Here is a 15,101-nt window from a genome sequence, read left to right as displayed (position 1 = left end):
GGCCTGAAGGTTTAAGCTAAATTCTTTACTCGCGGCAGGGCAATTAAGAAATTGCCGCAGCACCGCCCACAATTTCAGACAGCTCTTGGGTAATAGCCGCTTGACGCGCTTTGTTGTAAACAAGTTGCAGCCCATCAATAAGCTCACCGGCGTTATCGGTTGCGGATTTCATCGCAATCATACGCGCCGCTTGTTCACAAGCGCCGTTTTCGACCACGGCCTGATAGACCTGTGTTTCGATATAGCGCTTCAACAACACATCCAGCAATGACTCTGCATCGGGCTCGTAGATGTAATCCCAATGGTGCTGAATGGCGTCGTCTTGTTTAGGCTCAAGTGGTAACAACTGCGACACATAAGGATCGTGTGTCATAGTGTTCACAAACTCGTTACCCACCAAGTACAGCTTGTCGATATTTTCCTCGGCATAGGCATCCAGCATCACTTTGATTGAACCGATCAAATCGGTCAGTGAAGGGGCTTCACCAATGTCGCGGGTGCTGGCTAAAACTTTGCCACCAAACTTGTTAAAAAACGCCTGAGCTTTAGCACCAATCAAACACAGATCTATCTCTATGTTTTGATCCGAATAGCTCTTCATTTTTTTCAGAGCAGCCTTGAACATATTGATGTTCAAGCCGCCACACAAACCCCGGTCGGTAGACACAATTACAAAGCCTACGCGCTTAACTTCACGCTGCTCCATAAAGCTGTGCTTGTACTCAGGGTTGGCGTTTGCCAGATGCCCGATCACTTCACGCATACGGGAGGCGTAAGGTTTGCCTCTTTGCATACGCTCTTGAGCCTTACGCATTTTACTGGCCGCGACCATGTTCATCGCGCTGGTAATTTTCTGCGTGCTCTTAATGCTCGAAATCTGTGTGCGTATTTCTTTTGCGCCTGCCATTACTCCGGCCCTCGAGATTTCTTTAGGTGGTGCGCAAAGCGCACCACACCATTACCAGGTTTGGCTGGACTTGAATTTCTCAACCAAGGCTTTGAATTGCTCTTCTAACTCACCGTTCCAATTACCGGTTTCGTTGATTTGCTTCATCAACTCACCGTGTTCGGCATCGGCGTAAGACAGCAGCGCAGCTTCGAAGTCCAAAATTTTCTTAACTTCGATATCTTTCAAGTAACCTTCGTTAGCGCAGTACAGAACCAGACCCATTTGCGCGATGCTCATAGGAGAGTACTGCTTTTGCTTCATCAACTCGGTAACACGCTCACCGTGCTCAAGCTGAGATTTAGTCGCTTCATCCAAGTCAGAGGCAAACTGAGCGAAAGCAGCCAGCTCGCGGTACTGAGCCAGAGCGGTACGAATACCACCGGACAGCTTTTTGATGATCTTGGTCTGCGCCGAGCCACCCACACGAGATACCGAAATACCGGCGTTCATGGCGGGGCGAATGCCCGAGTTGAACATGTCAGCTTCAAGGAAGATCTGACCGTCGGTAATCGAGATCACGTTGGTCGGTACGAACGCCGATACGTCACCAGCCTGGGTTTCAATAATCGGCAGCGCGGTCAAAGAACCGGTTTTACCTTTTACTTCACCATTGGTGAACTTTTCTACGTAGTCTGGGTTTACGCGAGCGGCGCGCTCCAGCAGACGAGAGTGCAAGTAGAATACGTCACCAGGGTAAGCTTCACGGCCCGGTGGGCGACGCAGAAGCAGAGAGATTTGACGATACGCCCAGGCTTGTTTGGTCAAGTCATCGTAAATGATCAATGCGTCTTGACCGCGGTCGCGGTAGTACTCACCAATGGTACAACCGGCAAAAGCAGCCAGATACTGCATGGAAGCAGGGTCTGAAGCAGTCGCGGCAACCACAACGGTGTGATCCATTGCGCCGTGCTCTTCCAGCTTGCGAACCACACTGGCAATAGAAGACGCTTTCTGGCCAATGGCGACGTAGACACATTTAATACCAGAATCTTTCTGGTTAATGATGGCGTCGACAGCAATGGCAGATTTACCGATTTGACGGTCACCAATGATCAGCTCACGCTGTCCGCGACCAATTGGCACCATAGAGTCAACGGCTTTCAAACCAATTTGTACCGGCTCGTCTACCGACTGACGCCAAATTACACCCGGCGCTACTTTTTCAATGGCGTCGGTTTCTTTCGCATCGATAGGGCCTTTACCGTCAATCGGGTTACCCAGGGCATCAACCACGCGACCTTCAAGCTCAGGGCCTACAGGTACTTCCAGAATACGGCCGGTGCACTTACAGGTTTGACCTTCAGCAATGCTGAAGTAGTCACCCAGAATTACGGCACCTACGGAATCTTGTTCAAGGTTAAGCGCCATACCATAAACGCCACCTTCAAACTCAATCATTTCCCCGTACATCACGTCCATCAGGCCGTGGATACGAACAATACCGTCAGAAACCGATACGACCGTGCCCTCGTTGCGGGCTTCGGATGACACATCGAGGCTTTCGATGCGCTGTTTAATAATTTCGCTAATCTCGGATGGATTCAGCTGCTGCATGCTTTGTTCCTCAATCCTACGAATTGATTGCTTTGGCGAGTTTCTCTAACCGACCGCGCATGGAGCCGTCGATGACTAAATCACCTGCCTTGATAATCGCGCCAGCGAGCAAGTCGGAATCGACTGCGGTGCTGACTTTAACCTTGCGTGCCAGCTTGGCACTGAGAGCATCCGCCAGTTTTTTCTCGCTGGCATCATCCAACTCAAAGGCAGTCGTCAGTTCAACATCGACAGCTTGCTCTTCGGCGGTTTTCAGCGCATCAAAAAGGGTGAATACCTCGGGCAACAACGCCAAGCGCTTGTTCTCGGCCAACAGCTCGACAAAGTTTTTCACTTTAGCGTCAAGCTCTTCGCCGCAAACACTTAGCAGGGTGCTCGCCTGCTGTTCGGGAGTCATGGCAGGTGAAGAGATAACCTCTTTCAACTTGCCGTACTCGCTGACAATCGCCAGGGTTTTCAGTTGTGTTGCCCAACTCGCCAGATCCCCATGGTCGCGGGCAAATGCAAACGCTGCCTTGGCGTAGGGTCTTGCGAGGGTAGTCAGTTCAGCCACAATTCACCTCGCTTACAAACTGGCGGCCAGTTTGTCGATCATGTTTTTGTGTGCGGACTGGTCGACAGAAGACTCGAGCACTTTCTCAGCACCAGCAAACGCCAGGGTCGCTACTTGTGAACGCAACTGTTCTTTCGCACGGTTCACTTCTTGCTCTACCTCAGCCTGGGCCGCCGCTTTGATGCGGTTACCCTCTTCGCGGGCCTGCTCTTTCGCTTCTTCCACAATCTGAGTTGCGCGCTTGTTAGCCGATTCCAGAATGCTGGCAGCTTCGGCTTTCGCATCGCGCAATTCGTGCTTTGCTTTTTCCTGAGCCAGTTCTAAATCTTTACTTGCGCGATCTGCTGCGGCCAGACCATCGGCAATTTTCTTTTGACGCTCGGTCATGGCCGCAGTGATGTGGGGCCACACGTACTTCATGCAGATAAGCACGAAGATTACGAACGTTATGGACTGTCCAATGATGGTTAAATTAAGGTTCACGCCGACACCTCTGTTATGGGAAGTTTCTGTGCGTTAATACAAGCGTTAGCTTATGCCAGGCCCGGTACGGTAACGAACAGAATGTACATAGCGATACCCACACCAATCATCGGTACGGCGTCAAGCAGACCGGCGATCAGGAACATTTTACCTTGTAGCATAGGAGCTAATTCAGGCTGACGGGCAGAACCTTCCAGCAGCTTGCCACCCAAAATGGCGAAACCGATAGCGGTACCCAGTGCACCCAAACCAATCAACAGCGCTACAGCGATCAGTGCTAAACCCATGGTAAATCTCCTCGATTTTTAAAGATAAAGGTAATAGTTAAGTTAAATAATTAATGCGTAAACTGGTCTTCATCGTCGTTATGGAAAGCCATTGCCATGTACACAATGGTCAGCACCATAAACACAAACGCCTGAAGGGTAATCACAATAATATGGAACAGTGCCCAACCCAGCTGCAGTACACCAGCAAACAGGCCAAGGATCAGACCAGCACCAAACATGGTGGCAATCAGAATAAAGATCATTTCACCCGCATAGAGGTTACCGAACAGTCGCAAGCCCAGTGAAATAGGGCGAGCCAGCAAGGTTACAGACTCCAGCGCAAAGTTAATTACGATAATCAACGGTGCGAGAATAATACCGGCACCTTTGGTGGGCGGATGGAATGGGTGGAAGGTCAGCTCTTTTACGAAGCCAACAAAACCTTTCTCGCGAATACTGAACGCAATCATCAAGAAGAAGACCGTAAAGCCCATACCCAGAGTAATATTGGGATCGGTGGTCGGGACTATCTTGAAATAGAAGTGAGGATCGCCCGCTACCCAGGCCGCCAGCTGTGGAATCAGATCCACCGGCACCAAATCCATCAGGTTCATCAGGAAAATCCAGACAAAAATGGTCAGTGCTAAAGGCGCGACAAAACGACTTTTGTATTGGAAAGCGTCTTTTACGGTTTTGTCGATAAATTCGATAATCGCTTCAACGAAGTTGAGCATGCCGGTGGGAACACCCGCGTGGGCTTTTGAGGCGCCCCAGCGGAACAGGGCCAAAAATATAATCCCCAGCCCAATGGACCATAACATTGAGTCCAGGTGGATGGCATTGAATCCCATGGCCGACATTTCTTCGGAGCAATGGGCCACAGTCCAACCGGTAGTTTCCTGCACACTTTTGCCATCGCAATAGGTGCCGGCGGGTAATTTACCGTAAGTCCAGTTGGTTAAGTGGTGCTGGATATATTCGGTGGTCGTAGGTGCGTTACCGTCCGCTGCCATCTGCAATCTCTCAACTTGTGTATAAATCGTTTGTTGCCAGCAGAGCTGGCACTAACGGCGATTGATTACCACCGCCGTCACAATCATTTGTATGACTTGCGCCGTAATAAAAGCGCATAAAAAAACCGGTAGGCTGATAGGCACATCCCGGGTAAACACCACCGCAAATAAAACGGCGGTTAGCAATAATTTGGCTGACTCTGCTCGGTAAAACCGGTTGACACTCTGACGTACTTCACGAGCGCCGCGAACTTGCCCGGCAAGCCTGGCAAACACCATGGCTGGAACCAAGCAGACGGAAAATCCCCAGAGTAAAGAAATCCCCCACAGCGGTTGCCAGTACAGAACCGGCCCACTTAAAACACACAGCGCTAACCACAGCCATACCAGGCATTTAAAAACCGGAAGCTTGGCTAAAACAGCCGATGTCTGACGGCGCGCCCAGGGCATCGATTCTCTCTTGTTGTTGCCTTTTGCTGGCAATCGGTCGATTTCGCCGTTACTGGCTTTACGGCAGCTTACACATCAGCTGCAAAGCCGCCGCATTATAGGGGTTTTATTACAGGCCTTTCAACAGCAACCGCGCCATTTTCGCTCAGTTAGGTGTAGATGCGCCCCGTATTTGGGCAAATAACAGCAAATCAACTGTTAACAGTTCTTAACCGGCCTGACCAATCCTGTGGATAACCCCAAAATGGGAGCGCAAATGCTAGCAGGGTATAAGGGAAAAGTTAAGGTGGACAAATGACGCAGACGCAATAATTTAGCGCCCAACGTCCACATCACTTGATGTGCGCCAGAATACCGTCCAACTCATCCAGGTTGTTGTAGCTGATGACCAGCTTGCCCTTGCCCTTAGCGGAGTGCTGAATATTTACCCCAGCCCCCAAGGTCTCGGAAAGCTCGTTTTGCAGGCGCTTTATATCCGCTGAAACCTCAAGGCTTGGTGTCGGGGGGGTATCTTTTTCTTCCTGTAATTTCCGTGCCAGGGCTTCCGTTTGCCGAACTGTAAGCCCTTTGGCTACAACAATTCGACCCGCCTCACGCTGCAGCTCGGGAGACAGAGTCAAAAGGGCGCGGGCATGGCCCATTTCCAGATCGCCGTGCTCCAATAACTTTTTCACCTCATCGTCCAGCGCAATCAAGCGCAGAAGGTTGGTCACTGTAGTGCGGGATTTGCCTACCGCTTGCGCCACTTCCTGCTGGGTGAGTTCAAACTCATCCTGCAAACGCTTTAGAGCCACCGCTTCCTCGATGGGGTTTAGATCTTCACGTTGAATATTTTCAATCAGCGCCATGGCGATGGCGGCTTCGTCGGCCACCTCACGCACAACGGCGGGTATTTTATCCAGGCCCGCCAGCTGGGTAGCGCGCCAGCGTCGTTCACCGGCAATGATTTCGTATCTCTCATCGCCAATCGGACGCACCACAATCGGTTGCATAACCCCTTGCGCCTTGATGGAGTCGGATAACTCCTCCAAAGCCTCAGGATGCATATCGCGCCTGGGCTGGTATTTGCCGCGCTGAATCAACTCCACCGGCAGCTGCATCAACTTGCCATCGGCGGGGGTACTCGGTGCTGGGGCGGGCACGTCAGTGTTGTTATCTTGGGGGGGGGCTGCTTTGGGTACACTGACGCCAGCGCCCAAGAGCGCATCCAAGCCTTTGCCCAAACCTTTGCGTTTTCCTGCCATGGGGTTACCTGCTTAAAAACTTCCGGCGCTTAGTGCGCAATTTCGGGTTGAATAGAATCAGCCGCTTCGTTTTGATCGTTGCGGCGTAAGATTTCGCCCGCCAGCGCAAGATAAGCCATGGCACCCTTGGATTGACGATCGTACACCAACACCGGCTGACCATAACTGGGCGCTTCGGCGAGACGCACATTGCGAGGAATGCAAGTGCGGTAAACCCGATCGCCGAAATGCTCGTGCAACTGAGCGGATACATCGTTGGTCAGGCTGTTGCGTGGGTCGTACATGGTGCGCAAGATTCCCTCGATTTTTAACTCGGGGTTAAGCACCTGTTGAATTTGACCAATGGTTCCCATCAACGCCGACAGTCCCTCCAGTGCGTAGTATTCACACTGCATAGGGATAATCACGCCATGGCAGGCCGCAAGAGCGTTTAGGGTCAACATATTCAGAGAGGGCGGACAATCGATCAGAATGTAGTCGTACTGACCGGCCACTTGTTTCAAAACCACATCCAAACGGCGCTCTTTGTTCGACAGCGACAGCATTTCCACCTCGGCGGCGGTGAGGTCGCCGTTGGCGGGCAGTACGTGATACTTCCCCTCTTCGGAGACCACCAGGCAGTCGGCTACTGGCGCACGATCGGTCAAAACATCGTAAACGGTTTGGTCCAGCTCGGACTTATTGACTCCACTGCCCATAGTGGCGTTGCCCTGCGGGTCTAAATCCACCAGCAGTACTCGCTTTTTGGTGGCCACCAGCGATGCCGCCAGATTGACGCAGGAGGTGGTTTTGCCGACCCCGCCTTTTTGATTTGCAATGGCGTAAATCTTGGTCAAGTGGGTATCCTTTTTCGTAGCCTTCGCGCAAAAGGTCTCTATTGTGTGGCAGTTGTGAACGCCGGGCAAGCACTGCCCGCACTCAGTCTGAAATTGGGCGAATAAACAGCAGGTGACGCTCGCCTTCTTCGCCCGGCACGTTTAGCTCGACACTGCGCTGTAAAACGTGAGTCGTGGCAATAGACTCCAACTCGGCCTGTGGAAACTGTCCTTTCATGGCCAAAAAGCATCCATCGGCAGACAGCAAGTGCTGGCACCAGTGTGTCATATCAGCCAGGCTGGCAAATGCACGGCTGATGACCGCGTCAAAAGGCGCTTGCGGGGCGAGTGACTCCACGCGACAGTTTTCCACACTGACATTGTCCAAGCCCAGCAAAGTTTTCACGTGAAATAAAAACCGGGTTTTCTTACCGTTGCTGTCCAGCAGAGTGAATTGTTTCTCCGGATAGCAGATAGCTAACACCATACCGGGCAGGCCACCGCCCGTGCCCACATCAATCAGATTGTGCCCCTCAATGTGTGGCGCCACCGCAAGCGAATCAAGCAGGTGACGCCCCAGCATTTGCTCAATGTCGCGCACCGCCGAGAGATTATAGGCTTTGTTCCACTTGGCGAACTCTTGCAAGTAATCCAGCAGTTGCTCTTGTTGGTGTGGCGTTAACACCACACCAAGACGATCAGCACCGGCTTGTAGCTGGTGCTGCAATGCGTTGCGATTGCTCATTAACTGGCCTCGGCCTGACGACGATTCAGCAACCCGCGTTTTTTCAGGTAAATCAGAAGCAGCGATACAGCCGCTGGCGTCACACCGGGAATACGCTGCGCACGGGCCAGAGTGTCCGGCCGCGCCTCGCTCAATTTTTGTTTCACCTCGTTGGATAAACCATCCACCGCGTTGAAGTCGAAATCCTCCGGGAACAAGGTATTCTCGTGAGCGCGCAGGCGATCGATTTCCTCTTGCTGGCGCGAGATGTAACCCGAGTATTTGGCATCAATTTCGATTTGCTCCGCAACCGCTTCACTTTCGCTGACCTCACCTTTCAGGTTGGCCACATCGGCGTAGTGAAGTTCGGGGCGCTTGAGCAAATCAAACAAGCTGTATTCGCGGGTCAGTTTACTTTTTACTTTGCCTTCGAGCGCTTGCGCCTCAGCTGAGCCCGCCTGCACCCAGGTGTCTTTCAGACGTGCGCGCTCACGCTCAACCGCCTCGCTTTTTTCACAAAAAGCCTGCCACTGGGCATCACCCACCAAGCCCATGGTGCGACCGATTTCGGTTAATCGCTGATCGGCGTTGTCCTCGCGCAGCAGTAATCGGTATTCGGCGCGGCTGGTAAACATGCGGTAGGGCTCGCGCGTTCCCATGGTAATCAGGTCATCCACCAATACGCCCACATAGGCCTCATCGCGACGGGGGCACCAGGCCTCCTGTTCCCGAGCGCGGCGTGCGGCATTCAAGCCGGCCAGGAGTCCCTGCGCACCCGCTTCTTCGTAACCGGTGGTGCCGTTGATTTGCCCGGCAAAGTAGAGTCCGCCAATGATTTTGGTCTCCAGCGAGTATTTCAAATCCTGCGGATTGAAATAATCGTACTCGATGGCGTATCCGGGGCGGGTGATATGGGCGTTTTCAAACCCTTTGATTGAGCGCACCAAGTTCATTTGCACGTCAAACGGCAAACTCGTGGAAATTCCATTGGGGTATAGCTCGTGAGTGGTTAATCCCTCGGGCTCGATAAACACCTGATGGCTGTCTTTATCGGCAAAGCGGTGAATCTTATCCTCGATGGACGGACAGTAGCGCGGGCCAACGCCCTCAATCACTCCCGAGTACATGGGCGAGCGATCCAGACCGCCGCGAATCACCTCGTGGGTTTTTTCGTTGGTATGGGTTATCCAGCAGCAGACTTGCTGCGGTTGCATCTCGCGATTACCGCGCACCGACATGACAGGACGAGGCTCATCACCCCACTGCTCCTGCAGGCCGGAAAAGTCCACCGATTTGGCATCAATACGGGGCGGGGTACCGGTTTTTAAGCGATCGACGCGCAGCGGATATTCCCGTAAACGCTTGGCAAGGGCCTGAGCGGGCGGGTCGCCAGCACGACCACCGCTGTGATTTTGTAAACCAATGTGGATAACGCCCCCAAGAAACGTACCCGTGGTCAACACCACCTGGTTGGCCTGAAATTTCAACCCCATCTGGGTGACTACACCACGAACCTCATCGTTTTCTACGATCAGGTCATCCACCGCCTGCTGAAAAATCCACAAATTAGGCTGGTTTTCGAGGGTGTGGCGTATAGCGGCTTTGTAGAGCACGCGATCGGCCTGCGCCCGCGTAGCTCGCACAGCGGGCCCTTTACGGGCATTAAGAATTCTAAATTGAATACCGCCTGCATCGGTTGCCAAAGCCATGGCGCCGCCGAGAGCGTCTATTTCTTTCACCAAGTGGCTTTTGCCAATACCACCAATGGCAGGGTTACAAGACATTTGGCCCAAGGTTTCGATGTTGTGAGACAGCAAGAGCGTCTTACACCCCATGCGGGCAGAGGCCAGACAGGCTTCGGTACCGGCATGGCCGCCGCCGACGACAATAACGTCAAAGTTTTCAGGATAAATCATAGCCTGCCTCGCGGCGTGTAGAAAAATGGGCGCACATTATAGAGCGGTTAATCCCGTTGTACAAAACATGTTCAATCTTTATTCATTCTTAAGTTATTCAAATAAATAGTTAATAAGTAAATAAATAAGAATTTATATATATAGATTGAATTTATAGTGATAGTAAGGGTTAACAATGTCTGTGGAAAACCCATTTTTTTATAATTAAATCATGGGATTATAAAAAGTGTAACCAGTCAAGAAAGATGCTCAGAAACTGCCTGAAGGCGGTTATTAACCTTTGGATGAAATGGCGACTTGTCCCCAGAAAAATGAAATGCTCAGTTATCCCCAATTTCATATTCAAGTTGTTCAGTCGAAGTTAACAGGGTTATTTGAAAAACCGCTTATTTATTAAGCAAAACAGTTGTTAAAACAACACTTTATGGGATAAACCTGTGAACAATTGTGGATAGTTTCTCTAAGTTAGCTAAATTAGCGTCTGAAAACTGTGGATAACCTTATTCAGCGGCTGTGATTAATCCTATCAAACCGAATAACGGGAGCAAACGGGTGGATATTTGGCAGAGAGTTAATGACGATATTTTTTTGGGGGCTTTGGACCTAAACACGCTTATACCGGTCGCGGGTGGTGATATTTGCAGCAGTTTTAAGGTGCAAAGCACAGTTGGTGAGTCATTTTTTATCAAAACTCACTCGAATCCTGGGGTGTTAGAGACGGAGTTTCAAAACCTGGGACATCTGGCGAAAGTGAAATTGGCCAGTCCTGAGGCCATAGGTGTGTGCTCGGTAGAGAACTGCGCCGCATTGGTTTTGCCGTTTTTATCCATGACGGCACACGGAGATGAAACCCTCTTAGGGCAGCAACTGGCCCTTATGCATCGCCACGTAAGTTCTGACGGCCGCTATGGGCTGGCGTACAATAATTACATTGGTGCCAATAAGCAGGTCAATACGTTGCACGAGCGCTGGGCTGACTTTTGGTGGCAATGTCGGTTACTGCCTCAACTAAGACTGGCAGAATCCAAGGGGGTCCCCGAAAAGGTTTGGCATGATCTGGAAAGTGCCTGTACGAATCTGTTATCGACTCACCAGCCACAAGCGTCTTTATTACACGGAGATTTGTGGTCGGGAAACAAGGCCTATCAGCAAGACGCTACGCCTGTCGTGTTTGATCCAGCCACCTATTATGGCGACCGGGAGACCGATATTGCTTTTACCAGAGTGTTCGGTGGCTTCTCAAAAGACTTTTACCAGGCTTATCAAAAAGAGTGGTCACTACCTGAGGGCTGGCAGCAACGGCAACACTTGTACAATCTTTACCATTTATTGAATCATCTCAATTTATTTGGTGAAGCTTATTTATCTGAGGTCTTAGGTTTAATTCAGCTGGTTTCCACCCCCTTTAATTTTAGGTGAGCTGCCTGATGAAAGGTTTGGCTGCCGTACTTTTGAGGGTTAACTCTTGAGTTTGATTTTAATTACTTCCAGTTTTAAATCTCTAAGTTATTGATTTTTATAGGTTGTCGCCCTACTGTCAGGTAAATGTCCTTACTCTGTCCCGGTTTTTTAGGGACTATCAACGCCGCATTATTGAAGGAGGCGAGTATGAATGTTCGAAAATTGAGGTTACAGCGTGGCTGGTCGCAGGAGGAGTTGGCCGAGATCAGCGCGTTGAGTATTCGAACCATTCAGCGGATCGAGCGCGGGCAGACGCCATCGCTTGAGTCGCGCAAAGCGCTTGCCAGTGCTTTCGATATAGATATTAGTCAATGGCAGATTGAGGACGAAACCATGAGCCAGGCAGACACAGGTAACGCGGTGGATAATGAGGAGCAACAGGCGCTGGAGTATGTGCGGGATTTAAAAGCCTTTTATTCTCATTTTTGCACCTATTTAGTCATCATCCCCTTTTTGTTTTTTATTAACGTAACCACATCCCCCGGGTATATCTGGGCGTGGTGGCCCGCCATGGGTTGGGGCATCGGTTTGCTGATTCACGGTATCCAGACTTTTGAAGTGTTTAACTTCTTTGGCCCGGATTGGGAGAAAAAACAGGTAGAAAAGCGGTTGGGTCGGAAGTTGTAAGAAAGTAGTGAGCGTCTGATATCAGACGCTCACTTGCCGATACAAAAAGATGAGAAAATTCGGCCTAGCAGGTCGTCAGAAGTAAATTCACCGGTAATTTCCGACAGGTGATTCTGCGCTTCGCGTAAGTCTTCGGCCAGCAGTTCTCCGGCGGCGTGAGCCTGCAATTGCTCAGCACCGGTTTGCAGGCTGCGCTCGGCCGCTAGCAAAGCATCGATGTGGCGCTGGCGGGCGGTGAAGGTGCCCTCGGTGGTGCTTTGGTAGCCGATGCAATCTTTTAAATGCTGCTTTAACCCTTCCAACCCCAACCCTGATTTAGCACTGATTCTTACGGCATTTTCTGGCAGCTTACTGTCATCCACCAAATCAATCTTGTTATAAATCACGCTGACTTTATCGCTGTGCTGGAGTTTGTCGGTGAACTCCGGCCAGACGTTTTCGGGTTGCCAGTCGGGGTGGGCGAGTGTGTCCTGTGCGTCGATAAGCAACAGAATGCGGTCGGCCTGGTTAATTTCACTCCAGGCGCGTTCGATACCGATCTTTTCCACCGCATCGGAGGCCTCGCGCAGGCCCGCAGTATCGATAATATGCAGCGGCATACCGTCGATGTGAATGTGTTCTTTGAGAACATCACGAGTGGTGCCGGCGATGTCCGTGACAATGGCACTGTCGCGCTCGACCAATGCATTTAACAGGCTGGATTTACCGGCGTTGGGTTTGCCCGCAATGACTACGCGCATGCCATCGCGCACCAATTGCCCCTGGCGGGCTCGCGCCAGCAGTTGTTCCAGCTCGGCAATAATGGCGTTGAGGTCGGCCTCGACTTTACCGTCGCTGATAAAGTCGATTTCTTCTTCCGGAAAATCGATAGCCGCTTCAACATAAATACGCAGCGCAATCAGTGACTCGACCAGCGTGTGGACTTGATTGGAGAATACGCCTTGTAACGAGCTAAGGGCGTTGCGCGCTGCCTGCTCGGAGCTGGCTTCGATTAAATCGGCGATGGCCTCTGCCTGAGCCAGGTCTAATTTGTCGTTGAGAAACGCGCGTTCAGAGAATTCACCGGGTTTGGCTTGCCGGGCCCCCAATTGTTTGACTCGTTCCAGCAATAAGCCCAGCACCACGGGCCCGCCGTGGCCTTGTAATTCAAGTACATCTTCGCCGGTAAACGAGTTAGGGCCTTTAAACAGCAGGGCGATGCCTTGGTCCAGCTCTTGTTGCTCGGCATTATAAAAGGGGAGGTAGTGCGCCTGACGTGGGGTGAGGCTTTTGCCGGTGATGGCTTGCGCGATATCGCAGGCACCAGGGCCGGATACACGGATAATGCCCACGCCGCCGCGACCTGGGGCGGTGGCGACGGCGGCAATGGTGTCGGTATTGTTAAGCATTAACTTTTGGCGTTATCGGCCTTTTCGATCTGCCGGGTAATCACCATTTGTTGTAGGAAGCTCAGGGTGTTGTTGGTAACCCAGTAGAGTACCAAGCCGGCCGGGAACCACAGGAACATCACCGTAAAGACCACAGGCATAAATTGCATGATTTTCGCTTGCATAGGGTCTGGTGGTTCAGGGTTAAGACGCATGGTGAGCCACATGGTAAAGCCCATTAACAGCGGCAGGATAAATATCGGGTCTTTCACTGATAAATCGGGAATCCACAAAAATGGCGTGTGGCGCAGTTCAACAGACTCCATCAGTACCCAGTAAAGGGCGAGGAAGACCGGCATTTGGATCAGCATGGGCAAGCAGCCGCCCAAGGGGTTTACCTTTTCGTCGCGGTAGAGCTTCATGGTCTCTTGCGACATCTTCTGACGGTCGTCACCGTAGCGCTCTTTTAGCTCTTTCATTTTAGGTGCGAGCTTGCGCATCCGGGCCATGGAACGGTAGCTGGTGGCACTGAGTTTGAAAAACACCGCCTTGATGAGAACTGTCAGCAGAATAATTGCCAGCCCCCAGTTACCGATTAATCCGTAAATCCAATCCAGTACACTAAAGAGTGGCTTGGCCAACCACCACAGCCAACCGTAATCGACGGTTAAATCCAGGTAGGGGGCGATTTGCTCCAGCTTTTCGGTATCTTTAGGGCCGGCGTAAAACTGAGACTTGATAGTACCGCTTTGGCCTGGGGCAACAACCAAGGGCGCGGAGGTGAATCCCATCAGGAAAAGATCTTGATTACCCTGTTGGCGTAAGAAGTAGTTGTTAGTTTGTTGCTGGTCCGGAATCCAGGCACTGATAAAGTAGTGCTGCACCATGGACACCCAGCCGCCGGTAATTTGAGTTTTAAAGCTTTCGTCTTCCAAATCGTCAAAGCTGAACTTTTTATAGCGTTCATCATTGGTGGTGAGTGCCGCCCCCACAAATGGCTGCATACCGAAACCTGTGCCTGCGTAGGGTTCGTGACTATCGCGTTTGATCTGGCCGTATAAACTGGCCTGCCAAGGCTGATCGCCAGTGTTTTGTACCAGGTAATCTACCTCTACTCGGTATTCACCGCGGTAGAAGGTAAAGCGCTTGGTAATCGTGGCACTGTCTTGCTGGTGGGTTAGGTCAACCACCAAGGTGTCTGCCCCTTCAGCGAGTGAGTATTCGGTGGCTTCGCTGCTAAATACGGGGCGGCCGCTGGAACTGTCGGTACCATTTTGGCCGATCAAACCACTTTGCAGGCTGTAAGTTTCGCTGGCGTTGTTTTCGATCAATACAAAAGGTTGGTCCGGGGTATCGATTTCAGCATAGTGCTGGGGTAGGGCGACGTGGGTAACATCGCCGCCTTTGGTATTGATTCGTACGTGTAACGTATCGGTGTTGACCTGAATATTCTGCTCACTGGCTTGTTGTGAACTTGCCTCGGAAGAGTCGGTGCTTTGTGGTACATCGCTGGCGGAGGCTATCGGGTTGGGAATGTCTCCGGTGGCTGACGCACTGGCTTGTGCCTGGACGGGTTGAGACGCTATTTTTGCCTGCTGGAAATCGTCCCAGCGCATAATCAGCATAATAACAACAGCAGCCATGGCCGCGAGTAACAGGTTTTTTTGCCAGTCCAT

Annotated in this window: 15 protein-coding genes; 2 read left to right on the top strand and 13 right to left on the bottom strand. The window is 51.4% G+C overall.

The window, feature by feature from the left end; genetic code table 11:
* Positions 1 to 43: 43 nt before the first annotated feature.
* The 11 genes from atpG to mnmG all read right to left on the bottom strand — a co-directional run bounded on the left by atpG (position 44) and on the right by mnmG (position 9,970).
* Entirely contained in the window at positions 44 to 907 is an 864-nt protein-coding gene (atpG, locus tag D568_RS0105630; RefSeq protein ID WP_020208608.1) for a F0F1 ATP synthase subunit gamma, read from the bottom strand.
* A gap of 51 nt (positions 908 to 958) precedes the next feature.
* Positions 959 to 2,503 carry a F0F1 ATP synthase subunit alpha gene (gene atpA / locus D568_RS0105625; RefSeq protein WP_020208607.1) on the bottom strand — a complete coding sequence of 515 codons (1,545 nt, stop codon included), beginning with the start codon at positions 2,501 to 2,503 and terminating at the stop codon, positions 959 to 961.
* A gap of 16 nt (positions 2,504 to 2,519) precedes the next feature.
* Positions 2,520 to 3,056 (bottom strand): F0F1 ATP synthase subunit delta, encoded by a 537-nt coding sequence (locus tag D568_RS0105620; protein WP_020208606.1) that lies wholly within the window; start codon positions 3,054 to 3,056, stop codon positions 2,520 to 2,522.
* 12 nt (positions 3,057 to 3,068) lie between these two features.
* The gene (locus D568_RS0105615) at positions 3,069 to 3,539 is read right to left on the bottom strand and encodes a F0F1 ATP synthase subunit B (protein WP_026286877.1); all 471 of its coding nucleotides are present in this window, start codon (positions 3,537 to 3,539) and stop codon (positions 3,069 to 3,071) included.
* Between the two features lie 50 nt (positions 3,540 to 3,589).
* Positions 3,590 to 3,826 (bottom strand): F0F1 ATP synthase subunit C, encoded by a 237-nt coding sequence (atpE, locus tag D568_RS0105610; protein ID WP_020208604.1) that lies wholly within the window; start codon positions 3,824 to 3,826, stop codon positions 3,590 to 3,592.
* Between the two features lie 50 nt (positions 3,827 to 3,876).
* Positions 3,877 to 4,821 carry a F0F1 ATP synthase subunit A gene (gene atpB / locus D568_RS0105605; protein ID WP_020208603.1) on the bottom strand — a complete coding sequence of 315 codons (945 nt, stop codon included), beginning with the start codon at positions 4,819 to 4,821 and terminating at the stop codon, positions 3,877 to 3,879.
* A gap of 51 nt (positions 4,822 to 4,872) precedes the next feature.
* The gene (locus D568_RS19390; RefSeq protein WP_020208602.1) at positions 4,873 to 5,271 is read right to left on the bottom strand and encodes an ATP synthase subunit I; all 399 of its coding nucleotides are present in this window, start codon (positions 5,269 to 5,271) and stop codon (positions 4,873 to 4,875) included.
* 332 nt (positions 5,272 to 5,603) lie between these two features.
* Entirely contained in the window at positions 5,604 to 6,515 is a 912-nt protein-coding gene (locus D568_RS0105595; protein ID WP_020208601.1) for a ParB/RepB/Spo0J family partition protein, read from the bottom strand.
* 29 nt (positions 6,516 to 6,544) lie between these two features.
* Positions 6,545 to 7,351 (bottom strand): ParA family protein, encoded by an 807-nt coding sequence (locus D568_RS0105590; protein WP_020208600.1) that lies wholly within the window; start codon positions 7,349 to 7,351, stop codon positions 6,545 to 6,547.
* 82 nt (positions 7,352 to 7,433) lie between these two features.
* On the bottom strand, positions 7,434 to 8,075 hold the full coding sequence (gene rsmG, locus D568_RS0105585; protein ID WP_020208599.1) for a 16S rRNA (guanine(527)-N(7))-methyltransferase RsmG: 642 nt from the start codon (positions 8,073 to 8,075) through the stop codon (positions 7,434 to 7,436).
* Positions 8,075 to 9,970, bottom strand: a complete 1,896-nt coding sequence (mnmG, locus tag D568_RS0105580) for a tRNA uridine-5-carboxymethylaminomethyl(34) synthesis enzyme MnmG (protein ID WP_020208598.1) — start codon at positions 9,968 to 9,970, stop codon at positions 8,075 to 8,077. Before mnmG ends, rsmG begins: the two co-directional genes overlap by 1 nt.
* Before the next feature lie 552 nt (positions 9,971 to 10,522).
* On the opposite strand from mnmG, the gene D568_RS19385 reads away from it, so the two are divergent.
* Positions 10,523 to 11,389 carry a fructosamine kinase family protein gene (locus tag D568_RS19385; protein ID WP_020208597.1) on the top strand — a complete coding sequence of 289 codons (867 nt, stop codon included), beginning with the start codon at positions 10,523 to 10,525 and terminating at the stop codon, positions 11,387 to 11,389.
* A 189-nt stretch (positions 11,390 to 11,578) separates the two neighbouring features.
* Positions 11,579 to 12,058 (top strand): 2TM domain-containing protein, encoded by a 480-nt coding sequence (locus tag D568_RS0105570; RefSeq protein ID WP_020208596.1) that lies wholly within the window; start codon positions 11,579 to 11,581, stop codon positions 12,056 to 12,058.
* Positions 12,059 to 12,087: 29 nt separating this feature from the next.
* Here the strand turns inward: D568_RS0105570 and mnmE are convergent, their stop codons facing one another.
* Positions 12,088 to 13,446, bottom strand: coding sequence for a tRNA uridine-5-carboxymethylaminomethyl(34) synthesis GTPase MnmE (gene mnmE, locus D568_RS0105565; protein ID WP_020208595.1), 1,359 nt, complete (start codon positions 13,444 to 13,446; stop codon positions 12,088 to 12,090).
* Positions 13,446 to 15,101, bottom strand: a complete 1,656-nt coding sequence (yidC, locus tag D568_RS0105560) for a membrane protein insertase YidC (RefSeq protein WP_020208594.1) — start codon at positions 15,099 to 15,101, stop codon at positions 13,446 to 13,448. The genes mnmE and yidC overlap by 1 nt, the downstream gene beginning before the upstream one ends.

This window comes from Gilvimarinus chinensis DSM 19667, from assembly GCF_000377745.1.
Classification (GTDB): Bacteria; Pseudomonadota; Gammaproteobacteria; order Pseudomonadales; family Cellvibrionaceae; genus Gilvimarinus; species Gilvimarinus chinensis.
This window is presented reverse-complemented; position numbering and strand designations above follow the sequence as displayed.

Bases quoted from the DNA above. Each gene is read 5' to 3' on its own strand.
- atpG (WP_020208608.1), bottom strand. From the start codon at position 907: ATGGCAGGCGCAAAAGAAATACGCACACAGATTTCGAGCATTAAGAGC.
- atpA (WP_020208607.1), bottom strand. From the start codon at position 2,503: ATGCAGCAGCTGAATCCATCCGAGATTAGCGAAATTATTAAACAGCGC.
- atpE (WP_020208604.1), bottom strand. From the start codon at position 3,826: ATGGGTTTAGCACTGATCGCTGTAGCGCTGTTGATTGGTTTGGGTGCA.
- atpB (WP_020208603.1), bottom strand. From the start codon at position 4,821: ATGGCAGCGGACGGTAACGCACCTACGACCACCGAATATATCCAGCAC.
- D568_RS19390 (WP_020208602.1), bottom strand. From the start codon at position 5,271: ATGCCCTGGGCGCGCCGTCAGACATCGGCTGTTTTAGCCAAGCTTCCG.
- D568_RS0105595 (WP_020208601.1), bottom strand. From the start codon at position 6,515: ATGGCAGGAAAACGCAAAGGTTTGGGCAAAGGCTTGGATGCGCTCTTG.
- rsmG (WP_020208599.1), bottom strand. From the start codon at position 8,075: ATGAGCAATCGCAACGCATTGCAGCACCAGCTACAAGCCGGTGCTGAT.
- mnmG (WP_020208598.1), bottom strand. From the start codon at position 9,970: ATGATTTATCCTGAAAACTTTGACGTTATTGTCGTCGGCGGCGGCCAT.
- D568_RS0105570 (WP_020208596.1), top strand. From the start codon at position 11,579: ATGAATGTTCGAAAATTGAGGTTACAGCGTGGCTGGTCGCAGGAGGAG.
- mnmE (WP_020208595.1), bottom strand. From the start codon at position 13,446: ATGCTTAACAATACCGACACCATTGCCGCCGTCGCCACCGCCCCAGGT.
- yidC (WP_020208594.1), bottom strand. From the start codon at position 15,101: ATGGACTGGCAAAAAAACCTGTTACTCGCGGCCATGGCTGCTGTTGTT.